General features: G+C 37.5%; 19 protein-coding genes. 2 read left to right on the top strand and 17 right to left on the bottom strand.

Annotated features, from left to right (window positions below; translation table 11 throughout):
- Positions 1-4: 4 nt before the first annotated feature.
- From LEGAS_RS02670 to gatC, 14 genes are all read right to left on the bottom strand, one after another.
- A complete protein-coding gene (locus tag LEGAS_RS02670; protein WP_013231306.1) occupies positions 5-1,102 on the bottom strand; it encodes an ABC transporter ATP-binding protein in 1,098 nt (365 codons plus the stop codon).
- 162 nt (positions 1,103-1,264) lie between these two features.
- On the bottom strand, positions 1,265-1,852 hold the full coding sequence (gene nrdG, locus LEGAS_RS02665) for an anaerobic ribonucleoside-triphosphate reductase activating protein (protein ID WP_013231305.1): 588 nt from the start codon (positions 1,850-1,852) through the stop codon (positions 1,265-1,267).
- On the bottom strand, positions 1,842-3,983 hold the full coding sequence (nrdD, locus tag LEGAS_RS02660; protein ID WP_013231304.1) for an anaerobic ribonucleoside-triphosphate reductase: 2,142 nt from the start codon (positions 3,981-3,983) through the stop codon (positions 1,842-1,844). Before nrdD ends, nrdG begins: the two co-directional genes overlap by 11 nt.
- Positions 3,984-4,504: 521 nt before the next feature.
- Complete coding sequence (alsS, locus tag LEGAS_RS02655; RefSeq protein ID WP_013231303.1) at positions 4,505-6,190, bottom strand: acetolactate synthase AlsS; 1,686 nt, start codon at positions 6,188-6,190, stop codon at positions 4,505-4,507.
- 258 nt (positions 6,191-6,448) lie between these two features.
- The gene (obgE, locus tag LEGAS_RS02650; RefSeq protein WP_013231302.1) at positions 6,449-7,768 is read right to left on the bottom strand and encodes a GTPase ObgE; all 1,320 of its coding nucleotides are present in this window, start codon (positions 7,766-7,768) and stop codon (positions 6,449-6,451) included.
- Between the two features lie 207 nt (positions 7,769-7,975).
- Entirely contained in the window at positions 7,976-8,770 is a 795-nt protein-coding gene (locus LEGAS_RS02645) for an ABC transporter permease subunit (protein ID WP_013231301.1), read from the bottom strand.
- Position 8,771: 1 nt separating this feature from the next.
- On the bottom strand, positions 8,772-9,524 hold the full coding sequence (locus tag LEGAS_RS02640) for an ABC transporter ATP-binding protein (protein ID WP_013231300.1): 753 nt from the start codon (positions 9,522-9,524) through the stop codon (positions 8,772-8,774).
- Between the two features lie 69 nt (positions 9,525-9,593).
- Complete coding sequence (uvrC, locus tag LEGAS_RS02635) at positions 9,594-11,384, bottom strand: excinuclease ABC subunit UvrC (protein WP_013231299.1); 1,791 nt, start codon at positions 11,382-11,384, stop codon at positions 9,594-9,596.
- A 78-nt stretch (positions 11,385-11,462) separates the two neighbouring features.
- Complete coding sequence (locus tag LEGAS_RS02630) at positions 11,463-13,079, bottom strand: CTP synthase (RefSeq protein WP_013231298.1); 1,617 nt, start codon at positions 13,077-13,079, stop codon at positions 11,463-11,465.
- A 190-nt stretch (positions 13,080-13,269) separates the two neighbouring features.
- Entirely contained in the window at positions 13,270-14,664 is a 1,395-nt protein-coding gene (rlmD, locus tag LEGAS_RS02625; RefSeq protein WP_010390293.1) for a 23S rRNA (uracil(1939)-C(5))-methyltransferase RlmD, read from the bottom strand.
- A gap of 78 nt (positions 14,665-14,742) precedes the next feature.
- On the bottom strand, positions 14,743-15,732 hold the full coding sequence (locus tag LEGAS_RS02620) for a diacylglycerol kinase family lipid kinase (protein WP_013231297.1): 990 nt from the start codon (positions 15,730-15,732) through the stop codon (positions 14,743-14,745).
- Between the two features lie 159 nt (positions 15,733-15,891).
- On the bottom strand, positions 15,892-17,331 hold the full coding sequence (gene gatB / locus LEGAS_RS02615; RefSeq protein ID WP_013231296.1) for an Asp-tRNA(Asn)/Glu-tRNA(Gln) amidotransferase subunit GatB: 1,440 nt from the start codon (positions 17,329-17,331) through the stop codon (positions 15,892-15,894).
- Between the two features lie 69 nt (positions 17,332-17,400).
- Positions 17,401-18,867 (bottom strand): Asp-tRNA(Asn)/Glu-tRNA(Gln) amidotransferase subunit GatA, encoded by a 1,467-nt coding sequence (gene gatA / locus LEGAS_RS02610; protein WP_013231295.1) that lies wholly within the window; start codon positions 18,865-18,867, stop codon positions 17,401-17,403.
- Positions 18,868-18,869: 2 nt separating this feature from the next.
- Positions 18,870-19,178: an Asp-tRNA(Asn)/Glu-tRNA(Gln) amidotransferase subunit GatC gene (gene gatC, locus LEGAS_RS02605; protein WP_010016110.1), complete on the bottom strand. Its 309-nt coding sequence runs from the start codon at positions 19,176-19,178 to the stop codon at positions 18,870-18,872.
- Between the two features lie 227 nt (positions 19,179-19,405).
- On the opposite strand from gatC, the gene rpsO reads away from it, so the two are divergent.
- Positions 19,406-19,675 carry a 30S ribosomal protein S15 gene (gene rpsO / locus LEGAS_RS02600; RefSeq protein WP_010016112.1) on the top strand — a complete coding sequence of 90 codons (270 nt, stop codon included), beginning with the start codon at positions 19,406-19,408 and terminating at the stop codon, positions 19,673-19,675.
- A gap of 49 nt (positions 19,676-19,724) precedes the next feature.
- A complete protein-coding gene (gene rpsT, locus LEGAS_RS02595; RefSeq protein WP_010016113.1) occupies positions 19,725-19,976 on the top strand; it encodes a 30S ribosomal protein S20 in 252 nt (83 codons plus the stop codon).
- Positions 19,977-20,046: 70 nt separating this feature from the next.
- Here rpsT and holA read toward each other — a convergent pair whose 3' ends face one another.
- Genes holA through LEGAS_RS02580 form a run of 3 tightly spaced genes read right to left on the bottom strand, consistent with a single transcriptional unit; the run spans position 20,047 to position 23,934 of the window.
- Complete coding sequence (gene holA, locus LEGAS_RS02590; RefSeq protein WP_013231294.1) at positions 20,047-21,048, bottom strand: DNA polymerase III subunit delta; 1,002 nt, start codon at positions 21,046-21,048, stop codon at positions 20,047-20,049.
- Positions 21,017-23,305 (bottom strand): DNA internalization-related competence protein ComEC/Rec2, encoded by a 2,289-nt coding sequence (locus LEGAS_RS02585; RefSeq protein ID WP_013231293.1) that lies wholly within the window; start codon positions 23,303-23,305, stop codon positions 21,017-21,019. The genes holA and LEGAS_RS02585 overlap by 32 nt, the downstream gene beginning before the upstream one ends.
- A complete protein-coding gene (locus tag LEGAS_RS02580) occupies positions 23,305-23,934 on the bottom strand; it encodes a helix-hairpin-helix domain-containing protein (protein ID WP_010387745.1) in 630 nt (209 codons plus the stop codon). Before LEGAS_RS02580 ends, LEGAS_RS02585 begins: the two co-directional genes overlap by 1 nt.
- Between the last annotated feature and the right edge of the window lie 332 nt (positions 23,935-24,266).

The following is a 24,266-nucleotide window of genomic DNA, read 5'->3' as shown; positions in this document are numbered from 1 at the left end:
TTAATTACCGTCCCAAATACACATAAAGATAAACCGCATAAACAAATATGCCTGTTCCAATTGCTAATAAAAGCCAGTTCCACCAAGTTAATCGACCACCAACCGCGTTATCACGCGCAATTTTTTTCTTATCAGCATCTGATAAATGATTATCTTCTACAATACGCTCAGTTAGTTGCGTTCGATTAAAATCATTTTGTGCTTGCTTACGTGCAGCAACATACGATTTTTTAACGTCATCATCTAACTGGTTATACCACTTAGTCCAATTCTTGTACTCTTGTAAGATTGTTGCTGTGTCACCGTACGCTCGTAATTCACCATATTGAATCCACATTGTCTTATCTGTAAATTCTTCAATTTGCCCTAAAGCGTGTGATACAAAAAAAATTGTCTTTCCAGCTGCTTTGAACTCTTGCATTTTGTTCAATGCTTTACGTGTGAAAGTTTGATCGCCAACAGATAAGGCTTCATCAATAATCATAATATCAGGATTTTGATGCACAGCTATTGCAAAGCCTAGCTTTGAACGCATACCCGATGAATAGTTTTTAACTGGTTGCTTAATAAATTTTCCTAATTCAGAAAACTCTGCGATATCATTAATTTGATTATCAATTTCTTTATTTGATAGTCCCATCATTAAAGATTTTAAACGAATGTTTTCTAGTCCAGTTAAATTGTCTCGTAAACCATCCCAAACAGATAAAAGTGATGTTTTACCTTTAAGAATTAAGCGCCCTGAAGTTTCCATCAACGCCCCACTTAAAATGTTAAGTAACGTAGACTTTCCAGACCCATTAACTCCGACGACGCCGACAACATCACCTTCAAAAACATCAAAAGAAATACCTTTGAGTCCCCAAAATTTTTCTTTTTTAGATTTTAACGGATTCAAAATAGCTTGAATTTTTTCGTTACGCGAAGTGCCCATATCATATTCTTTAGTAATATATCTACCGCTCACCTTTAATGGTGCGCCAGAAACGTTATCATTTCCAGGTAAATCAATTTGCTTAGCAATAGACACCGGTAGGAATGGTTCATTCAGTCCACGTGGATCAGTAGGCGTATAAACAATTTTTTTGCTATCTTCAGTCATGTCTTTCCTCCGACAAAATATAAATGTGTGAAAAAGTCACAACACTATATTATACCCTATTTATGAGCAATTAGTCGAACATCGCACGTTGATCTGTTATACATATCATTAATATAACAACATTAAATATCAAAAAATGTTCTTTAACAGCAACTTTCCAAATCAATTCTCATACTCATCCGTCCACAAAACAATCTCTTTTTTCACTAGTGATTCAGGTACATCAATAATACGTTGGTTGGATGATCCCTTAAATCGCAACTTTAAATTCATTAATGCTTGCACAAAACGGCCATCCACTAAGACATCAATTTCTTGCAATAATGCCTTTTTGTCAGCCGTTTCGGCCATTAATTCATCCCACGTATAGCCTGTCCAGGACCAAATATCTTTCGTATGTCCGAACTCCGCACGTATACGTCTTGTTAATTTCAGAGCAACAGCTGTATTCAAGAAAGGTTCACCGCCTAATAACGTTAGCCCTTGAACATAGGAGTGGCTTAAATCAGCAACGATCTGATCTTCAAGTTCTTGTGTATATGCCGTACCGTAATGAAAGTTTTGCGCAACAACATTATAACAACCTGGGCATAAAAACTTACAACCTGATAAGTATATTGAACACCGCACACCTGGACCATCAACCATAATAAAGGGCTTGTAGTCAGCAACATAGTTAAGCGACAAATCAGCTGATTGCCACTCTTTACTCTCTGGTACTGTGATGCCATTTGCTAATTTACTTGACATGTTTTTGATCTACCTCCGATTGTGACATGTTTTTCACACGTGACGCAATTTCAACATGACGGCCATGAATCATTGGACGTGCCTGTGGATTTCCTAAGTAACCGCACGTTCTTTTAACCACATCACACGTTTTTGGATCATGATTGCCACACTCAGGACAGCAAAATCCACGTGCTGTAGGTTTGAAATCGCCTTCAAAACCACATTTAAAACATTTATCAATTGGCGTATTGGTTCCTAAATAACCCACATGATCATAAGCAAAATCCCAAACTGCCTCAAGTGCTGCTGGATTTTGGCGTAAGTTAGGGTACTCACAATAATGAATAAACCCGCCATTCGTGTACTTTGGATAGGCTTCTTCAAATAACAATTTTTCAAAAGGCGTGGGATGCTTACGTACATCATAATGAAACGAATTCGTATAGTAATCTTTGTCTGTTATATCAGCAATCGCTCCAAATCGGGCTTTGTCTAGTTCACAAAAACGATCCGTTAATGATTCAGCAGGCGTTGAGTAAACAGAATAGTGATAACCATCTTCTGCTTCCCACGCTTTGCAAGCAACATGCAATCGTCTCACAATTTCAACTGTAAAATCGTGGGCTTCTTGATTTGTTTCCCAATTTGGGCCAAAGAAGTACGTTCCGACTTCATATAAGCCAATATAGCCCAAAGATAATGTCGCACGACCATTTTTAAATAATGTGTCAACGTCATCATCATCTTGTAGCATCTTGCCAAACGCACCATTTTTGTACAAAATTGGTGCGTTTTCAGGGACTGCTTCTTTTGTTCTAGCAAGTTTGAATTTTAATGCCTGCTTCGCTAAGGCTAATCGCTCATCTAATATTTCCCAAAATCGTGATTTACTACCCTGAGATTGCAAGGCAATACGTGGCACATTGAGCGTCACAACTCCCAAATTCATGCGTCCCTCATTAACTTCAACGCCTTGCTCATTTTGCCAACCTTGTAAAAATGACCGACAGCCCATCGGTGCTTTGAATGATCCAGTTAGTGCAACAATTTTTTCATAATTTAATACATCAGGATACATCCGTTTTGAAGCGCATTCAATGGCTAACTTTTTAATATCATAGTTAACATCTTCGGCATTCATATTAATACCGCGTTTCAATGAAAAAACTAATTTTGGGAAAATAGCGGTTCTATGATTTGGTCCAATGCCTTTAATACGTATCTTAAATATTGATTTTTGAATTTCTCGTTCAAGCCAATTCGTTCCCAAACCAAAACCAAGCGTTGTAAAAGGCGTTTGACCCTGCGCTGAGGCGAGTGTATTAATCTCGTACTCTAATGCCTGCATCGCATCATAGATGTCTTTCTTGGTAGCAGTTTCTGCGTAAGCTTGGCGCTTATCTGCTTGCACATAAATTTTGGCATTATGTAAATGCTTTTGGTAATTCATTTCAGCATATGGTGCTAACAATTCATCTGCACGATTAATAGATGTCCCACCATATTGCGAAGACGCAACATTGGCAATGATCTGTGCCATTTGAGCTGTTGCGGTACCAATTGACTTTGGCGTTTCAACTTGTGCATTGCCCATTGTATAACCAGATTTAAACATATAATCAAAATCTACCAAACAACAGTTCGTCATCGGACTAAGAGGCGTGTAATCTAAATCATGCCAGTGAATGTCACCTCGCAAATGCGCTTTCGCCACACTTTCAGGCATCATCGTCAAGCCCTTAGATTTCCCAATCATACCAGCCGTTAAATCACGAAATGTATTAAACACATGTGAATCTTTGTTAGCATTTTCATGCATTGTTTTATCATCTTGGTTGATTAATGATTTAAGTTTATTTTCTGGGTTAGTCGCTTGCAGCCATGCCTGTTCATCTGCTATATGAATTGATTGAAAAGACTCTGCGGCCTTTGGTGACAATGTTTCTAATTGCGTCAAAATAGTTTGATAAATTACTTGTGTCGTCACATTAGGTTGTGTCGCTTTGGATAGCACAATGCTCATAATTGCTTCATAAACATCCCCCTCAATATTAAGTGATTCAAGAATAAGTGCGATTTTGTATGGTCTAAATTGTACTTTTTCCCCAGACCTTTTTGTGATTGTTGTTGCTACATTAATTTTGTTCATGTATACTGATTCCCCTTATTCTATACAAAATAATATGCGTATTATGATAATTGATTCACATCTTGTGTATGGCTGTATTTAGAATTATGCGCGTGTTAGGTGGTAGATGTCAAACACCTGTTCTATGTATAACTAGGCATTATTATTAGCATATTCAATTTGAAATATTGCCAGTAACAACACGCTACTCAGTGTTATTTACCCTTGTAGTACATCAAATATTTATTCATTATTTTTTGTAAGTGTTGCTGCAAACGTTATCTTAACAACAGTTATCATATGATTAACATGCTCAATACTGCATAAGCATTAATGTAACATTTTCTTTACAGTTTTTTTGACGAATCAATAGGCGTAACAAAGGTAACTAACTATCATCATCAATCTAAGCAAATAAAAAGCACTAACAAGAATTGCTTCTAGTTAATACTTTTTCTTATTCTATCGCTTTACTTTATCAGTTTTTTCACTTGAAAGTACACTCAGGAAATATACGCTTATAAACACTGATATATCAACGTTTAACCTTCACCATGAATCAATTGTGAACCTAATTCATAGTTGTGAGAATAGTCAACTGGAATATCCACCACAACTGGCCCCTTGGTTGCAAATGCTTCATCTAAAACAGCATCTAAATCAGCTGGTGTCGTCACTCTTAATCCTTTAGCGCCAAATGCTTCTGCATATTTAACTAAATCAATATTTCCAAAATTAACACCGGCAGATTCGCCATTATATTTCATTTCTTCTTGGAATTTCACCATATCATAATGTGCATTATCGTTCCACACAATGTGAACAGTATTTAGATTCAAACGTACAGCCGTTTCTAATTCCATTGCTGAAAAGAAGAAACCACCATCACCTGAAACTGAAACTGACTTAGCATTTGGACGAACCATCGCTGCAGTCATTGCCCATGGCAAACCCACGCCTAATGTCTGCATCCCATTTGAAATTAAAAAGTGACGCGCAACATATGATTTGAAATGACGTGCCATCCATATATAATGTGATCCAATATCTGTTGAAACTGTCATATCATCTGTTACATGTGTTTGAATTGATTTAATAACTGTCAATGGGTGATTTAAATTACCTTCAGCCGGTGTGTACGTTGGCTCATTTGACAGACGGAGGTCTGTTTTCAGGTCATGCAAGATTTTTTGACTGGCATCTGGCAATTGATAACCATTGATACGTTCTGTTAATAAGTCAATACTTTGTGACAAATCACCAATGAGTTGGCGTTGAGGTACAAAGTTATTATCAATTTGTACTGGTGTTGTATCCAATGCCACAATATTTAAGGTGTTTTCTTTATTCCAGTTACGTGGTTCATATTCAATAGCATCATAGCCTAAAGTAATCACCAAGTCAGATTGTTGCAACAACTTATCACCAGTTTGATTACGGAACAAACCAATTCTACCAAAATATGATGTCTCTTCTAAGTCACGTGAGATAACACCAGCACCTTGGAACGTCTCTACAACTGGCAAAGAAACTTGATTAAGTAGCTTATGCAAAGCCGTAACAGATTCATCATCTGATGCACGTGCACCTACCAGCAAAACAGGTAACTTAGCTTGTTTGATTTTTCCAGCTAACCAATCTAAATCAGATAATGAGGCGGCACCTTGTTTAGCCATTGGTACTTGTGCCAAAGCCTCAACATCAACTGGTGCATCATCAATATCTTGTGGCAATGATACAAACGCCGCACCTTTTTTGGCCCCATTAGCAGCTGCAAAAGCATTTGCCAAGATTTCTGAAATATTGTTTGGATCTTGTATCTCTGAACTGAAATTTGTAATTGGATTAAATAAAGCAATAGAGTTCGTTGATTGATGTGTCAAACGATAAAGATCTCTTCGTGGTACTTGCCCACCAATAGCAACAACAGAGTCGCTTTCAGCGCTTGCTGTCATTAATCCTGTGACAAGATTACCAACGCCTGGACCAGAAGTCGCAATTACAACGCCCGTTTTACCTGTAATACGAGCAAAAGCCTGCGCCATAAAAGCAGCATTCTGTTCATGACGTGCGACAATTAACTTAGGCACCTTTTGACCTGACTTCGGATGTTCTAATGTTTCAAATAAACGATCTATTTTTGCACCAGGAATACCAAATACCAAGTCAACCCCATGATTGACCAAACTATCTGTGACAATATCTGCACCATACTTTTGTTCTGACATAATAAACTGAGAGACGACGTTTCGTGGGCTAATTATTAAGGAATCAACTGGCTACAAACCAAAATCGCGTAACGTCACTCATTTCCTCCATATTTTTTAACTATTCATATCATAGCACTTTTTACTCATGTATTGCCAATTAAACATTGTGAAGTTTATCTCTATGTCAACGTTTTTTACTTCACAATCTAATTTTTATAGTTTTATAAAAAATAAAAAAACAGGAGACCAGTAGTGGTTCCCCGTTTACAAATAATATTAATCACTAAATTCAAATACAAAGTCCGAGTCACTAATACGAATATCATCGCCATCTTTAGCACCTGCTTTACGCAGTGCATCATCAACACCCATATGTCGCAGCTGGCGACCAAAGCGCATAATTGTAGCGTCACGTTGGATATTAGTCATCAAGAATAGTTTCTCAACTTCTGAACCACCAATGATCCACTGCTCACTCTCTTCAGACCACACAATAGTAAAGTCATGATTTTCTGGCTTAAAGTCATATGTCTTTTCGCTAGTAATCGTCTCATCTACTGTGCGATAACTTTCAGGTGCAGGAGCTGTTGCCAACATATCTGCTGTTAATCTCATCAACTCTTGTGTCCCCTCTCTAGTCAAAGCTGAAATAGGTACAATCATTGGTTGAACCGGAAGTCCAGATTCAGCAGCAATTTCTTTTTGAAACTTTGCTAGATTTTCATCAGAGTCTGGCATGTCCATCTTCGTTGGCACAACAATTTGTGGTCGATCTAAAATTGTTTCATCATATTGTTGTAATTCATCCAATATTTTACGGTATTGTGTATAAGGATCCGTTCCTTCAACGCCTGACATGTCAACTAAATGTAGAACAACTTTCGTTCGTTCTACATGTCGTAAAAATTGAAATCCTAATCCAATACCTTGTGATGCACCTTCGATTAATCCAGGCAAATCCGCCATAACGAAATCTCGTTCGTCATCTAAACGTACCATGCCAATATTTGGTGACAACGTTGTAAAATGATATGCCGCAACTTTTGGTTTGGCATTTGAAACGACAGACAGCAAAGTTGATTTACCTGCTGACGGAAAACCTACCAAACCAACATCGGCCAAGACTTTTAATTCTAATTTCAAGTTCCGAATAATTCCTGGTTCACCATTTTCTGATAATTCAGGCGCTGGATTTGCAGACGTAGCAAAGTGAATATTACCACGGCCACCACGGCCGCCCTGAGCCACCAAAAGTTCCTGCCCGTTTTCAAGTAAATCACCTAATACTTCACCAGTATCTGCATCTTTAACGGTTGTTCCCTGTGGTACTTTAATATAGCGATCTTCAGAAGAAGCGCCTGTCATACCCTTTGTACCACCATTGCCACCAGGCTGGGCCTTGAAATGACGGTTGTACCGGAAATCCATCAATGTCCGAAGTCCCTCATCCACTTTAAAAATGATTGAACCACCACGGCCACCATCGCCACCAAATGGTCCACCCATTGCTACGAATTTTTCATGACGGAATGAAACAATACCGTCACCACCTTTTCCGGCTTTTACTTCAATTTCTGCTTGATCTACGAATGCCATAATATTTAGAGCGCGAGATAAGACATGATTCGACGTGATATAAGCTATTTTCTACTAGTTGAGCCACCGTTACCGAAAAAATAATTGCTTATTTCTAAAAGTCAAATCTCATCGCGCGCATTTTCTCCTTGTCTGTCCACACAGTGGACTTGCGAATAGTTCTAATATTATAGTCTAACATAATTCAGGAACATAATCTAGACAGGGTTAATTCATTTGGATATCACGTCGACTAAAAATTAAAAGACCTAAAACGTAAAATATAATCAAAGCCATTACAATAACTACTATATTTCCAAACAGAATGGTGTGACTACTCAATTCAATATACCCTGCATACTTAAAAATGCTTAACTGATTTAGCGTTTTCACAACGTCACCTTGACCTGCTAAGGCATTAATGAAATAAGCCAAAAAAGCATATACACCAATGAATATACCACCTGCAGAACGTTTACCAGTCATCGCACCAATTGAATAAGCAATTGTTGCCAGTGCAAGATTGGTTAAGAAGAAAACTATACCAATTCGAAACAGAATGTTAAAGCCAACTGTTTCATGAACCAGTAACGCTGCTATTTCAACTGCAATCGCCCAAACAATAACCAAAGTTAAATTAATTACCGCAAGAGCCACCCATTTTTGGGCATAAATACTACGACGAGAAATGGGCAACGTTAACAATGGCTGTAAAACATTGTTTTCTTCATCACCTGCCAACAAGCTCGAACCAAAAATAATTGCCTGAATGACTAGCATGATGCCAACATTTCCAACAAGTTCCGTAGCAACATAACCCTTAAATGAACTCATCATGTTACCATTTTCACCAAACCAACCTTGAAACTCTTTTGGAATTTGTGCCATCTGACTGCCAAAAATTTCCTTAATCGAAGGAAACATGACACCTACACCAATAATTGCTAATAAAATGCCAATTGCCCAACCAATAATAGCGATCCGTTCTTCATATAGCGTTTTCAAAAAAACATTACTAAGCATGTTATTCACCCTCTTCTAGACGTTGATCTGGATTTTTATCAACTAGTTTTTCTAACACAGCATCTAGATCGATAATTTCACGTTTCGGTGCTTTTTCTCGGAGTTCATTCATAGATTGATTATCAACAATTCTGCCACCAACAATAAAAACAACGCGATCACAAATTTCAGCAATTTCACTTAAATTATGTGATGAAATAAGTGCTGAGCCACCCTGAGCTTTATGTGCTTTAAGCAATCTAATAAATTCGCTTTGGACAATTGGATCAAAGCCACTCGTTGGTTCATCCATCACCAACAATTCTGGTGCATTCATAATTGATGCGATCAGCCCAATTTTTTGTCGATTACCTCGGCTCAATTTTTTGATTTTTTTGTTGAGATTAGCATTAATTTCAACTGCCAATTTTTTGATGTTATTTTTGACCTCTGGCGTCCAATCACCACGTAAATGAGCAAAAAATGCCAATGCTTCATAACCTGTTAAATTACGGTCTAAATTCATGTCAGTGGATAAAAATCCCATTTTTTGATGTAGTTTAGCTGCTGATTTTTGCGTTAAAATTTCACTGTTGATTAAAATTTCACCCGTTTCAGGTTTTGTTAGGCCCAAAATCATATCAATTGTGGTTGATTTCCCGGCACCATTTGGTCCGACAAAACCAACAATTTCTCCCCGATCAACAGCAAAGTTTGCATTCTTGACTGCCTCGAATCGACCAAATTGTTTCGATAAATTTTTAACTTCTAACATATTTACCCCTTCCAATAATTAAATGCACTGAGAATATTGTTATAGGAAATAAGTTTACCGCTACTACACTCACTGTCCCGCCTGCAAACTTAAATGTATCACACGCGCAAGTTTTTCATTAACACCTATCATCATTAAATCATCTACGCTTGCTGCTGTTATTTTTGGCAATGAACCGAATTCTCGCAACAATTTCTGACGTGTTTTAGGTCCAACACCTTGAATATTATCCAGTCTTGAGGCAAGTGAATTTTTTGACCTTAGTTGCCGATGAAAGTTGATAGCAAATCGATGTACCTCTTCTTGCACACGTTGAATTAAAAAGAATCCTTCTGACTGTTTATCAAGAATAACTATTTTTTCAGTTTTACCATCAATTAAGTCAGCTGTTTTATGCTTGTCATTTTTGACCATCGCCGCAATTGGAACATGCAAATTCAATTCGTCTTCTAACACTTCTTTAGCGGCATGTAATTGAATTTCACCACCATCCATCAAAATCAAATCTGGCATCTTACCATTTTCTTTTAGTAGACGAGAATAGCGCCGGCGAATAACTTCCTGTGTTTCGGCCCACTCATCTGCGTGATTAACAGATTTAATTTTGTATTTACGATATAAATCTTTATTCGGCACGCCATCATCAAAAACAACCATTGCACTAACAATTTCAACACCTTGTGTATGTGAGTGATCAAAAGCCTCAATACGATGTCCCATCGGAATTTTAAGTGCATCGGTAATTTCCATCATCGCACCAGTTGTCTTTTTCTCATTTAATTGCATAAGCCGGAATTTTTCTTCTAAAGCGATGCGTGCATTTTTTTTTGCTAAATCCATTAAATCACGTTTTTCGCCACGTACTGGTATACGCACTGATACTGCCAAAATTTCAGTTAAGGCAGCAATATTTATACCATGGGGCACAAGAACTTCATGTGGTTTTTGAATATTACGTTGTGCGTAAAATTGCTGAATGAAATTCATCATTTCTTCATCTTCTGTACCCACAACTGAAAATGTCCGTTTAAATTGCCTAATCAAGCGCGCTTGCCTTAAGAAAAAAACTTCAACTGTCATCCAACCTTTATCCAAATAGTAATTGAATAAATCTCTAGGTGTTGTATCTTTAGACAAAACACGTTGACTTTCGACAGTTTCATCAATATACTTCAATTGGTCTCTTAAATCTGCCGCACGTTCAAATTCTAAGGTATCAGCGGCAGCCTTCATTTTTTCAGCAATAGCCTTCTTAACTGTTGTTGTGTCACCATCCAAAAAATGTTTAATGCGATCTATTTGTTCGTCATAATCCTGTTTTGACACCTCATGCCAACAAGGTCCTAAGCATTGCCCCATATTGTAGTACAAACATGGTCGACCCTGATAGCCATTGCAACGACGCAAGGGATAATTTTTTTCTAAAAACCGTAGCGTTTCTTGTGCTGCATAAACGTTTGGATAAGGTCCAAAATAAAAACCACCGTCTTTTTTAACTTCATTAACCAGTGCCATTTTAGGATCACGTTCTTTAGTAATTTTAATATAAGGGTAACCTGTGCCATATTTTAAGCGGATGTTGTAATATGGCTTATACTTTTTAATTAACTCATTTTCTAACAGAAAAGCTTCTTTATCGGAATTTGTGACAATAAATTCAAAATCAACAATATTTTGAACAAGTTCAGCTGTTTTACCATTGTGTTCTTGTTTAAAATAAGATCGTACCCGATTTTTTAAATTTTTAGCCTTGCCGACATAAATAATTTTGCCATTCTGATCTTTCATTTGGTATGACCCAGGTTCTGCTGGAAGCAACGCGAGTTTTTGTTCAATGTGTTTTGATGGATTTGCTAGCATGTTTCTATTATACCAAGCTATGGTTGTATTTGTTCTAAAAAAAAACACGCGTTCGCGTGTTTTTTAATATCATCATTTTCAGGCTTCATGTTGCAAAGCTGCACCGATAAAATCACGATACAATCCTTCTGGACGTTCCGGGCGAGATAAAAATTCTGGATGATATTGTGCTGCCACAAAGAAATCATTCTTTGGATACTCAATAACTTCCATTAAACGATCATCTGGTGATGTTGCTGAAAATATAATTCCTGCAGATTCAAACTCTTGACGATACGTTGTGTTGAATTCATAACGATGACGATGACGTTGTTCAATTTCTGCCACGTTACCATATGCTTTGGCTGTCAATGTATTTGGAACCAACATGGCCGGATAAAGACCTAATCTTAATGTACCACCTAGGTTTTCAATATCTTGTTGATCTTTCATCAAATCAATAATTGGTGCTGTCGTTTCAGGATTTAATTCAGTTGAATTCGCATCTGCATAACCCAAAACGTGTCGTGCAAATTCAACTGAAGCCAACTGCATACCTAAGCACACGCCTAAGAAAGGTATATTAGATTCACGTGCATAGCGAATCGCTTCAATTTTGCCTTCTGTCCCGCGCTCACCAAATCCGCCCGGCACCATGATACCATCGACACCTGCAAGTAATACTTTCACATTATCAGCTGTTACAGTTTCCGACTTAATGTGCTTAATAGTCACATCTGCTTCTTGTGCATAGCCGCCATGCTTAAGTGCCTCATTAACAGAAATATACGCATCTGGCAAATCTGTATACTTACCAACTACAGCTATCTTAACTGACCTTTTTGGATTCTTGATGCCTTCAATCATTTTTGACCAGTCAACCATATCAGCTTTAGGCGCATCAATTTGTAACTTATTTAAAACAACATCATCCATACCTTGCGCTTGTAGATTCAGTGGTATTTCGTAGAGTGTTTCAACATCGCGAGACTCAACTACTGCTTCTGGACTCACGTCTGTAAAAGTTGAAATTTTCTTTATCAAGCTCTCTTCTAGAGGTGCTGAAGTACGCAAAACGATCATATCAGGTTGAATGCCTAATGATCTTAACTGTGCAACAGAATGCTGTGTTGGCTTTGTTTTAGCTTCACCAGCCGCTGTCAGATAAACAATCAAACTCGTATGAATATAAAACACATTTTCACTACCAAGATCAGACTTCATTTGACGTAACGCTTCAATGAATGGCAAACTTTCAATATCACCAACTGTCCCACCAACTTCAACAATAACAACATCAGCATCTGTTGATTGTGCAGCTTTTTTCATTTTATCTTTAATTGCGTCTGTAATATGTGGAATAACTTGAACGGTCCCACCATTGTAGTCACCACGGCGTTCTTTGGCTAATACTTCTGAATAAATACGTCCTGTTGTAACATTCGAATACATATTCGTATTAATATCCATAAAACGTTCATAATGGCCCATATCCAAATCAGTCTCTAGCCCATCACCAGTTACAAATGTTTCGCCATGTTGATACGGTGACATTGTTCCAGGATCAATATTAATGTATGGATCTAATTTTTGAATCGCCAACTTTAACCCACGGTTTTTTAGCAATCGACCAAGTGACGCAGCCACAATGCCCTTGCCCAATGATGACACCACGCCACCGGTTACAAAAATATACTTAACTTGCTTATCTGCCATGATGCCTCCTCATGATTCAGCGCAGCCGCGCTCGTAACGTTTCAGGGGTAAAAATAAATTAGAAAAGCTCCCAAGTTGAACTTGGGAGCTTTTAACGTCTGTCCCATTAAATGGGAGCCCTAATATATGATACAGATTTAACCTGTTTTTGTCAAATTTTTTCAACAATTACTTAAAAATCAGCGTTCAATTAATCTGTCACACGTTTAAATACTGTAATGCTTTCAACATGCGTTGTTTGTGGGAACTGATCAATTGGCTGTACTGCGCCATCAATTTTAAAGCCTTCAGCTAAAATTTGGACAGCATCGCGTGCAAGAGTCGCTGGGTTACAGCTGATATATACAAATGTTTCAGGCTTCATAGCACTAACAGCAAAAATTAATTCAGCTGTTAATCCTTTACGTGGTGGATCAACAAATACAACGTTTGGTTTTAAACCATCTTCGGCCCACTTAACCATCTGTTCAGGTGCATCAGCTGTCACAAACGAAACATTTTCGATGTGATTATTTTTAGCATTTTTCTCTGCATCTTCGACAGCAGTTTCAACGACCTCAACACCATAAATTTTCTTAACCTTATCAGCAATAGACAAAGTTATCGTCCCAATACCCGAGTATGCATCAACTACTATGTCAGTCTTTTTTAATCCTGCTTTTTCAGCAGCAAGTGTATATAAAGTCGCTGTAGTCTGTGGATTCACTTGATAGAACGAATTTGGCCCAATAACAAAATCTTTATCCATTAATTGGTCATGAATTTCATTAGCGCCCCAAATCGTTTCATTCCACTGTCCCATGATAACATTTGTATCATGATTGTTAATATTGTGGATAAAGCTCTTTAATTCAGGTAGTTTTGCCTGCAACCGTGTTGCAATTTCTGTTGCATCAGGTAATTTCTTGGTATTTGTCACAATCACAACCATTAATTCGTGTGAATAGTAACCGCGACGTGCCATAATATGACGCACAACCCCTTTGTTTGTTTCTTCATCATACGCAGAAATCCCTAAATCACGTAAAATATCACGCGTTACAACTACTGCTTCATCAACTTTGGGATCTTGGATATAAAAATCATCAGTTGGCACAAGCTTATGTGATCCACGACGATAAAATCCTGTTTCTAACCGACCATTAATTAATTGTACTGGCACTTGTGCCTTATTACGATATTTTGTCGGATTCTCCATCCCAAGCGTGGGCTTAACATCAACCTCAACATTAACTTTTTTGAACATTTGTTCAATTTGATGTTGTTTAAATGTTAATTGTGCCTCATACTTCAAGTTCGCCAGCGGTGCAATTCCTGTAGTAATAGCCACTTTATCGACATCTTCAGCACGATTTGGTGATTCTTGTACGCGTGTAAGGACACGTCCAAACGCATAGTTCTTTAAAACCTTGGTAATACTGAGATTAACCACTTCACCAGGAATAGCATCAACTACGAAAATAGGAAAATTATCAATTTTGACAACACCCATACCTTGGTAGGTGATATCAATCACTTCCCCTTGAATTTCTTGATTCTTTTTAACTGGTACTTCTGTTTTGTAAACACGATTAGCTTTTGCCATATGTTTTGACGACGTACAACATTAATTATAGTACGTCGTATCTCCTTTTCTTGGGTTTTTAGACACCCACTGTCAACCTTATTTAACGTCGAGTTTTTCGACGTCTGCCACAAACTTTTCCTTAGTGGTATCTGAAATAGTCGCTGCTTCTTGCATACCAGAACGATTAGCAACAAATTCGATGTGTTGTTGCAGATCCGTAAACACCATCGGTGCATCTCCACCATATTCGCCATCTAAATTGACTTTTAACTGATCTTGATCCAAAGGTGTGATTGCCACTTTATTCGTTTTTTTATAAATCATTTGTTGATTGTCAACATGCTTCCCACCATTTAGCATTTGGGCAACTATTTGTAAAATTTGGGCTAAATTGGATTCTTTGATAATTAACAATGTGAATTTACCATCGTCTAATTTAGCATCAGGAACAATTGTCTCAAAGCCACCAACAGAATTTGTTAAAGCCAAAAATATCATTGAGATTTTACCAGAATATTCACCGGTATCATAAGTAACTTTAGCATTAACTGGTTTTATTCGTGTAATAAGTTCTGTTCCTTTAACAAGATAGGCCAGATAACCGTACAACGACTTCATCAAAGATGGTACAGCATATGTGACTTCACTGATTGTGCCAAGCGCTGCAATATTCATGAAATACTTCGACATGCCTGCTTGATCAATTTTTCCAATGTCCATTTTAATGGTTTCACGCTGAAAAATAATTTTAGCTGCTTCTAATGGTTCATCACGCGGTAATTTTAACGCGCGTGCATAATCATTCGTTGTACCAGCCGGAATAACGGCCATCATAGGGCGTTTGGGTAACGGCGCTAACCCATTAACAACTTCGTTGATTGTGCCATCGCCACCAGCCGCTACAATCAAATCAAACCCTGCTATTGCTGCACGTTTTGCTTCTTTAGCTGCAGACATTGGTTCTGGTGTTGTAGCAAATGCTGAAGTTTCATAACCAGCAAGCTCGTAGGTATGCAAAATAGCTAGCATTTCCCGTTTAATTGCTTCACGACCAGATGTTGGATTATAAATAATTCGTGCTCTCATTTTAAAGTGTCATATAGCTATTAAAGCTACCAATCACGTTACCGTGAAACACTATCCTTTCATAAAACTATGTACACAGGTATAAACCTGTATAAAGCGTATGCCATATATTACTCATTATAGATTTCAATCTCATAATGACATTAAAATCATTGGTACTCAACGTCTCGCTAATTCTTCTAGCAACATTTTATTCATGACACCTGGGTTTGCTTGTCCCTTTGACATCTTCATTAATTGGCCAATAAGGTAGCCAGTTGCCCGGTCTTTACCACCTTTAAAATCCTCAATTGATTGTGGATTATTGTCCAAAACGTCAGTAATCCAACCCAATAAGACGACCGGATCACTAATTTGTACCAAGCCATTCTTTTTAGCAAATGATTCTGGTTCTTCTCCTGCCATGATTGCTTCAAAAACCTGCTTGGCTTGTTTTGTTGAAATTGTACCAGCTTCAATCAATTTAATCATACCAGCTAAATGTACTGGTGTTAATTGTGTGTCCTGTAATTCAATTTGATGCTTGTTCATAAAGGCATTCACATCACCAATTAAATAGTTTGCCGCACGTTTCGCATCGGCGCCAGCAGCAACTGTTGCATCATAAAAATCAGACATTGCAAGCGTTTGTGTCAATACTTTCGCATCATATAGTTCAATACCTAAGTTTGATACGTAGTCACGCTGGCGATCTCCAGCTGATTTAGGTAACTCATCAGCCACTTTTTTTATCCATGTTTGATCAATCGTAATTGGCGCCAAGTCTGGTTCTGGGAAATAACGATAATCATCTGCACCTTCTTTAACACGCATTAAGATTGTTGACTTAGTTGGTTCATTGTATCGACGCGTTTCTTGTTGAATCACACCACCAGATCGCAAAACCTCTGCTTGACGTTTTTCTTCAAAAATCAAGGCATTACGAACGTAGTTAAATGAGTTAATATTCTTCATTTCAACTTTTGTACCATATCCAGATGAACCAAATGGCCGAATCGAAATGTTGACATCCGCACGCATTTGGCCTTCTTGCATTTTAGCTTCTGAAATGCCAGTAAACAAAATAGCTTGTCGCAATTGTTCTAAGTAAGCATAAGCTTCTTCAGGGGAAGCAATGTCTGGTTCAGAAACAATTTCAATTAAGGGTGTGCCTTGACGATTCAAATCAACATAAGAATAGCCATCTGCACCGTGCGTATTCTTACCGGCATCTTCTTCGACGTGCATTTCTTTAATACGTACACGCTTAACGGTCCCATCAGCCAATGTCACATCTAAATAGCCATTTGTGCCAAGTGGCGTTTGCGATTGTGTTGTTTGATAAGCTTTAGGATTATCAGGATAAAAATAGTTTTTGCGATCCCAACGAATGAATGGAGACACAGTCGCGTGTAAAGCAAGTGCAGCACGCATACCAAATTCTATTGCCCCTTTGTTCGCTACAGGCAAAACACCTGGATAACCAAAATCAATCACATTGGTATTTTCATTAGGTTTATCACCATAATGTACTGGTGACGGTGACATGAGCTTTGAGTTCGTTTGCATTTCAACGTGGACTTCAAGTCCTATCGTCGTTTCAAAATTTCCTGTTGCCATAATTTTAGAGCCTTTACTATAACATCATCATACGTTCTTGTTTAGTAAAGACGTTTCCTCCCTCTTAGCTTAATATTTCTTAGCAATATTTGGTCGTTGTTCAAACAAACGACTAGCCTGTTCAAAAGCATAACCTGTTTGATAAACTGTTGCTTCATCAAATGGTTTACCAATGATTTGCAAACCAACTGGTAAGCCATCGACGAATCCAGCATTTACTGACAAACCAGGTAGTCCAGCCAAATTAACTGGAATGGTTAAGACATCTGCTAAATACATTGCCGTTGGGTCATCAATTTCTTCACCCAAACCATAAGCCACTGTTGGTGCTGTTGGTCCAACAATCACATCATAATCGGCAAAAACCTTGTTAAAGTCTTCAATTAATAACGTTCTTATTTTTGCTGCTTTTTTAAAGAACGCATCATACGCCCCTGCTGAAAGTGAAAATGTGCCAAGCATAATACGACGCTTAACTTCATCTCCAAACCCTTCAGAGCGTGTCTTAATATACAAATCTTCTAAGTTTTTGACATCATCTGCCCGAAAACCATAGCGGACACCATCATAACGTTGCAAGTTTGAAGAAGCCTCAGAAGACATAATGATATAATATGCAGCTACACCATACTTAGTGTGTGGTAAACTAACTTCGTCAACTGTTGCACCCATTGCTTCAAGTTGAGCAATAGCTGCTTTAACTGTTGTCGCAACTTTGGGATCAATTCCTTCACCAAAATATTCTTTTGGTACTGCAATTTTCAAACCTTTGACATCACCTGTTAACTTCGAAGTAAAATCAGGTACATCACGTTTTGATGACGTTGAATCTTTTTCATCAAAGCCAGCAATCGTATTTAAAACTAAAGCATTATCTTTAACAGTTCGTGTAAAAGGGCCAATTTGATCTAGAGATGAAGCCATGGCAAACAGTCCCCAACGTGAAACCCGTCCGTAAGTTGGTTTTAAGCCCACGATACCATTGAATGCTGCCGGTTGGCGAATTGAACCACCTGTATCAGATCCTAAAGCAAAGGGGATCTGCCCACCAGCAACTGCTGACGCTGAACCACCAGATGAGCCACCAGGAACTTTCGTATGATCCCATGCGTTTGTTGTTTTTTTATAATATGACGTCTCTGTTGAGCCACCCATAGCAAATTCATCCATGTTAGTTTTACCAACAGAAATTGCGCCTACTGTGCTCAACTTAGAAACAACAGTCGCATCATAAACTGGTTTAAAACCTTCTAAAATATGTGACGCACCCGTTGTTTCAATACCATTTGTTGCCAAATTATCTTTAAATGCCAATGGCAAGCCAGATAATATATTAGAAAAATCATGTTGCGCATCAATTTTTTTTGCTTGTAGTAAAGCTTCATCCGAGTTAGTTCGAATGAAGGCTTGTAATTCACTATCTGTTTTTTCAATATTTTCTAAAGTTGCTTGAGTCAAATCAACAGTACTGATATCGTTGTTAACTAATTTTTCATGCAAAGAAGTTAAGTCATTATCAAAAAAATTAATTGTCATGATTATTCTCCCTCGCCATCTAAGATTGCAGGCACTTTAATCAAGTCTGCTGCCTCTAGTGGTGCATTCTTTAATAGTGCTTGCTTCTGATGCCAATTATCTGCCACATCTTCACGTAAATGATTCACATTTTCAGTTACCGAATATGTTGGCGCGACACCATCTGTGTTAACCTCACCCAATGTATCAAAAATATTTAAAATATTATCTAACTGGGTTGTGAATTGCACTAATTCAGCGTCATCGAACGCTAATTTGGCTAAATTAGCAACGTGTGCAACTTCTGATTTTGAAATTGTTGTTTCAGACATTTACTTACTCCTTTAAGCGTGTTTGTTGTTTAACTACATGTACAACGCACATGACAATATATACCTATTTATTTTACCATAACTCTGACCCTCTCTACGCTTGCATTTTACGAATATTCGCGTATAATTAAATTTGTTGTAAAAACAACATGACCAAGTACTTTGTCTAGCGTCTCACCGTCGCTTCACACAGTCTTTGGCGACATTTTAGAAAGGTGGATATTAATATGGCCCTTACACAAGAACGTAAGAACGAAATCATCAATGAATATGCTCGTCACGAAGGCGATACAGGTTCAGCTGAAGTACAAGTCGCAGTTTTAACTGCTGACATTAACGAGTTGAACACACACATGGCAATTCACAAGCATGATTTCCACTCACAACGTGGTTTGATGAAGAAGATTGGTAGTCGTCGTAACTTATTACGTTACCTCCGAAATACTGACATTCAACGTTACCGTGAATTAATCCAACGCTTAGGTTTGCGTCGTTAATCTTAGGATTACATGAAAGCCTCGTATCAAATTTAAGGAGAAAAGACATATGCCTGTTATTGAATCAGCAATTCAACGTGTTCGTCTAACGAAAAAGCAACACGATCGTAACGAACCACAACTTAGTGCTTACCGTACAGCTGTTAAGCGTTTTGAAAAAGCTTCAGCTGCTGGTGAAGACAATTTAGCAGAATTATACAAGACTGCTTCTTCTGCTATTGACCACGCCTATTCAAAGGGTTTGATCAAGAAGAACAAAGCTTCACGTGAGAAGTCACGTTTAGCTAAGTATGTTAAGTAAAAATAATAAAAAAACGACTTTCAACATCATGCCTAATTTGGCGTGACAGTTAAGTCGTTTTTTTGTTCTCTTATAAGGTGTTTTTTAATATAAAACGTTCAAATAGTAACGCTGGTTCTTGATTTGTTGATTTTAATTTCACCTCAATACCCACCATACCCAGATAGCTATCTCTAAGTGATGCGAGCAAATATTTCTTTAACATTTGGTGTGCTAGTTTAATACGGTATGGATGTATCCCTAATTGCTTACTCATATCTTGTTCCGTACCCTTCAAACCTGCAATTTGTAACAATAATCGGAATTGCCCCGTCAGTACCGCATTAATCCGCAAAGCGGGTTCCCCATTTTGTAATAAATCTCTATAAATTAACAAAGCTTTTTTAGATTGTCTTGTCATTACAGCATCGACGAGATCAAAAATAGTCGCTGTTAAAGTCTTGGGTACTAAAGTCGTTACTGCCTCCAATGAAATATTTTTGGTATGTGTTGCATATGCGATCAATTTAGGTAATTCATTTTTCATTGCAGTATAGTGCGCATTTGTTCGCAAAATTAATTCCTGCAAGGCATCCTGTTCAATTTTATAGGCGCGTTGCTGTAGCTCTTGGGTAATTGCTTGTCTTGATTGTGATTCATTTAATGCTGGTAATTCAATATTTTCTGCGTATTTTAATAGCGTTTTAGTAATTTTTTTACGTTTATCAATTTTTAAGTCATTAATAAAAAAAACAACAATATTTTCAGCAATCGGTTTTTCTAATAATTTGACAAGTTGTTCTTGATTTTGAACAGAAATTTTACCCTTAGCTGTCAAAAATTCAGGATTTTGAACAACTACAACACGGCGATCACCAAAAAAAGGCATTGACATAGCATCATTAATAACCTCATCTAAAGCCTGATCAATCAGGTCAAATTGCGAATAATTCATATCACGATCTGCCAATTGAATAAGTTGTCTAAAAGCCTGTTGTGCACGGTAAATGAGAACGTCTTCATTTCCAGTCACGACATAAAAATTAGCTAAGGCCTTATTTTTAATTTGTTGTTGTAGTTGTTGCAAGTTCATGATTTAATTTCACCTCAAACTGACCTTTTTTCCTTGTATAATTATATCTAATCATACCATGAGTTTGTGTATTAAACAGTGTCATCTGTTGATCTTGAATTGTTTTTAGTGTCTCCATATGTGGATGATGATACCTATTATTACGACCTGCTGACACGATGCCTACTTTAGGTTGCCATTGTTTGATAACAGTTGGATTAGAAGACGTTTTAGAACCATGGTGTCCTAATTTTAAAATATCGACACGCATATTAGGATATTTAGCAGCAATTGCTGACTCCCCTGCTTGATTTAAATCACCTGCCGTAAAAATATTTTGACCGCCAATGTTACCATATAGTGCAATGGAATCTTCGTTTTCTGCTTTTCCTACTTGAAACGGATGAACAATATGCAATGGCATTTTTGGTATCATCATACCTTGAGTAACCTCAATAACGTGCGTTTTCTTAAGATATGGCTTTATTTCTTTTGCAAATGCTTGTTGTTCAGCCATACCTGCCGGAATAATAATATGATTAACTCTAATTTTTTGTAGTATTATTTTCGCATCACCAATATGATCAAAATCTTGGTGTGTTAATACAAGGTTATCTATATGACTAATCCCTTGGCTATGCAAGTAATTCACAATAACTGTTTCACCTTTGGTTCTCTGAAAAGCTTGCTCTTGCCACTTTTGCTTTGAACCAAACATTACTTGCCCGCCTGTATCAATCAAAGTGACGGAACGCTTAAAGGGTTCACAAATCAATGTAGCATCCCCTTGTCCAATATCAAAAATTGAAAATTCACCATGTACTGGAAACCGTGTCCAAAGTAACACACTACCTAGTAGCGTTATCCACGACACTCTTGCAACTTGAGCAATCTTTTTTTCTGTTACAAATAATAATAACGCCACTAAAAACAGAATAATTGATACAAACCAAGATAGCTTACCAATAATTAGATTACCAGGTAGTGTCGCAATAAAATCAACGCTATGAGCAAATAAACCAATAATGCTGTTCATTAAATGAGTCACAAATGGTACCGTTTGCCCAATAAAACCGACAATTACTGCAGGCACAATGACGACACTAAATATTGGTATTGCCGCAAAATTCACAAAGGTTTGCAAGACATGCCATGTATATTGTTGGCTGACAATGAGTGGCAAACTGACCGCACTTAATAATAAGTTAACCTGCCAAAAATTTAATTTTGTCGTGAATAGTAAACAAAATGTCATGGCAAAAGATAGTTGGCCTCCTAGTGTGAATAAAATACCCGGCTCATAGATTAGGCTGCCTAATAAACTGACTGCCCAAACGCTTTCAATTGGTATACGTCGACAACCTGCCAAACGCGTCATCATAATTAGTCCAGCAATTAAAGCACGTACAAGCACTGCGGGCTCACCAGCAAACACAAAATAATTAACCAAAAGTAGTGCACCCAACCAAGCAGATACTTCTTGTGGTACATAAAGTCGTCGTAGAACCGCCATGAGAAGCATTAATACATAGGATACATGAAATCCAGACACACTAAACAAATGAATTAGTCCCAACGTTTGTACACCTGGGTTATTACCATAAAGTGATTGCGATGCCGTTCCTAAAATGAGTGCCTGTGCATAATCACTTAACGGTTGCGGTAACTTTGCTGCATTTTGAATGCCCTGTGCATGCCATATATGTAATTGATAGCGACATTTCTGCCAAATTTTCTTTGAATTTATTGGTTTCACTTGCCATGATTTGATAGTTACTTGGTGCGTAATATGCTTTGTCTCATAATATCTTTGTGCATCAAACTGGTTAAAATTTGTTGGCGGTTTAATACGTGATAAGTCGCTTGTGGCTTCAAAATGAACAATATTTTTTTCAGATAACCACGCTTGTTTTTCAGATTCAGAAGTTAGTTTAGCATACAATCTAACAATATGTTTATTGACATCTAAACGTGCATTAGTCATTAAATTATCACCATCAATGGTAATTTCATCAGGTAAAATAACACCACTAATTTGAGCAGATTCTTGATCTGGTTCTAACGACTGTATGCGTAGCTCATGTGCATCATGGATAAAGTAAAGCAAAAAAGGTGTTCCTAAGATGATGACAATCATCATAAACCACTTATTCAAGTTAAAACAAGAAATGACAATCACTAATACTAACAAAACAATCGTTACACTATTGAAGCGATAAATACAGCCACCCACGGTCGCAATAAGCAAACTCACTATCAAAAAGGATCGATTAATCATTATATTGTTATCTTATCCTGCAGTGTTTCAAAACGTTTTGCTCCTATACCAGAAACTTCTTTAATTTCATCTAATTTTTTAAAACCATCATGCGCTTCACGATAAGCAATAATTTGTTCCGCTTTTTTTTCACCGACACCTTCTAGTGTCTGCAATTCTTCAACAGTCGCAGTATTTAAATTAATTTTAGTTATTTCTTGATTTGATTCAGTTCCTGATTGACCAATGGCCACTTTATTTGAGGCTGCTTCACCAATTACTGGCACATACAGCATTTGTCCATCAGATAATTTTTGAGCCAAATTTAACTTTAGCGTATCAGCTTCATGCATCAATCCACCTGCTTTTGCAATAGCAGTTTGTGCACGTGGTGAGTTGACAATATCATACACACCTGGATTTTTAACAGCACCCTTGACATCAATCATAACCGCTGCCTTGGAACTAATTGAAGTGGTGGCAGCTGAACTACTTGTGCTACTCATACTGTATGCAGTTGGCATTTCTACTGATTTAGGTTGCTTGACGACAATCATAGCTGTACAGCCAATCAAAATAACACCACCAAACAATAACCAAATTTTATAGACTGCTAATTTCTCTTTGATTACATCAAACTTATCTATCACGTGTATCACCTCTAATAACATAATACGTTTAAACAGATCATGTCACTAAAAAACACCTAACAAATTATTGTTAGGTGTTAGTTTGGCATGCAGGATTCGCTCCTGCGGGCGACTACTAATTGTCACATCAGTAGTAAAGTCGCGTCACTGCAGTGCAAGCACTGTTAGTCATAGTGAGAAAATGGGGTTCCACAACCACCATTAACACCTGCGTCTATACGAGACTTGTGATTTAACACGGCAGGCCGCCTTCGGCGCTAATTTTTCAAGCGCTTCGACTCATCGCATATAGTTAGTATATCAAATTTTTCAGTAATAGTCAAAAACAAGTT

It is taken from the genome of Leuconostoc gasicomitatum LMG 18811, assembly GCF_000196855.1.
Taxonomy (GTDB): domain Bacteria; phylum Bacillota; class Bacilli; order Lactobacillales; family Lactobacillaceae; genus Leuconostoc; species Leuconostoc gasicomitatum.
Note: the sequence above shows the minus strand (reverse complement) of the source record. Positions and strands in the feature narration are given on the sequence as shown.

Coding starts and splice junctions, on each gene's coding strand:
- holA (WP_013231294.1), bottom strand. CDS start 21,048: ATGAACTTGCAACAACTACAACAACAAATTAAAAATAAGGCCTTAGCT.
- rpsO (WP_010016112.1), top strand. CDS start 19,406: ATGGCCCTTACACAAGAACGTAAGAACGAAATCATCAATGAATATGCT.
- LEGAS_RS02585 (WP_013231293.1), bottom strand. CDS start 23,305: ATGATTAATCGATCCTTTTTGATAGTGAGTTTGCTTATTGCGACCGTG.
- rlmD (WP_010390293.1), bottom strand. CDS start 14,664: ATGGCAAAAGCTAATCGTGTTTACAAAACAGAAGTACCAGTTAAAAAG.
- rpsT (WP_010016113.1), top strand. CDS start 19,725: ATGCCTGTTATTGAATCAGCAATTCAACGTGTTCGTCTAACGAAAAAG.
- gatC (WP_010016110.1), bottom strand. CDS start 19,178: ATGTCTGAAACAACAATTTCAAAATCAGAAGTTGCACACGTTGCTAAT.
- gatB (WP_013231296.1), bottom strand. CDS start 17,331: ATGGCAACAGGAAATTTTGAAACGACGATAGGACTTGAAGTCCACGTT.
- nrdD (WP_013231304.1), bottom strand. CDS start 3,983: ATGAACAAAATTAATGTAGCAACAACAATCACAAAAAGGTCTGGGGAA.
- LEGAS_RS02620 (WP_013231297.1), bottom strand. CDS start 15,732: ATGAGAGCACGAATTATTTATAATCCAACATCTGGTCGTGAAGCAATT.
- obgE (WP_013231302.1), bottom strand. CDS start 7,768: ATGGCATTCGTAGATCAAGCAGAAATTGAAGTAAAAGCCGGAAAAGGT.
- LEGAS_RS02630 (WP_013231298.1), bottom strand. CDS start 13,079: ATGGCAGATAAGCAAGTTAAGTATATTTTTGTAACCGGTGGCGTGGTG.
- LEGAS_RS02640 (WP_013231300.1), bottom strand. CDS start 9,524: ATGTTAGAAGTTAAAAATTTATCGAAACAATTTGGTCGATTCGAGGCA.
- LEGAS_RS02645 (WP_013231301.1), bottom strand. CDS start 8,770: ATGCTTAGTAATGTTTTTTTGAAAACGCTATATGAAGAACGGATCGCT.
- LEGAS_RS02670 (WP_013231306.1), bottom strand. CDS start 1,102: ATGACTGAAGATAGCAAAAAAATTGTTTATACGCCTACTGATCCACGT.
- alsS (WP_013231303.1), bottom strand. CDS start 6,190: ATGTCAGAACAAAAGTATGGTGCAGATATTGTCACAGATAGTTTGGTC.
- nrdG (WP_013231305.1), bottom strand. CDS start 1,852: ATGTCAAGTAAATTAGCAAATGGCATCACAGTACCAGAGAGTAAAGAG.
- gatA (WP_013231295.1), bottom strand. CDS start 18,867: ATGACAATTAATTTTTTTGATAATGACTTAACTTCTTTGCATGAAAAA.
- uvrC (WP_013231299.1), bottom strand. CDS start 11,384: ATGCTAGCAAATCCATCAAAACACATTGAACAAAAACTCGCGTTGCTT.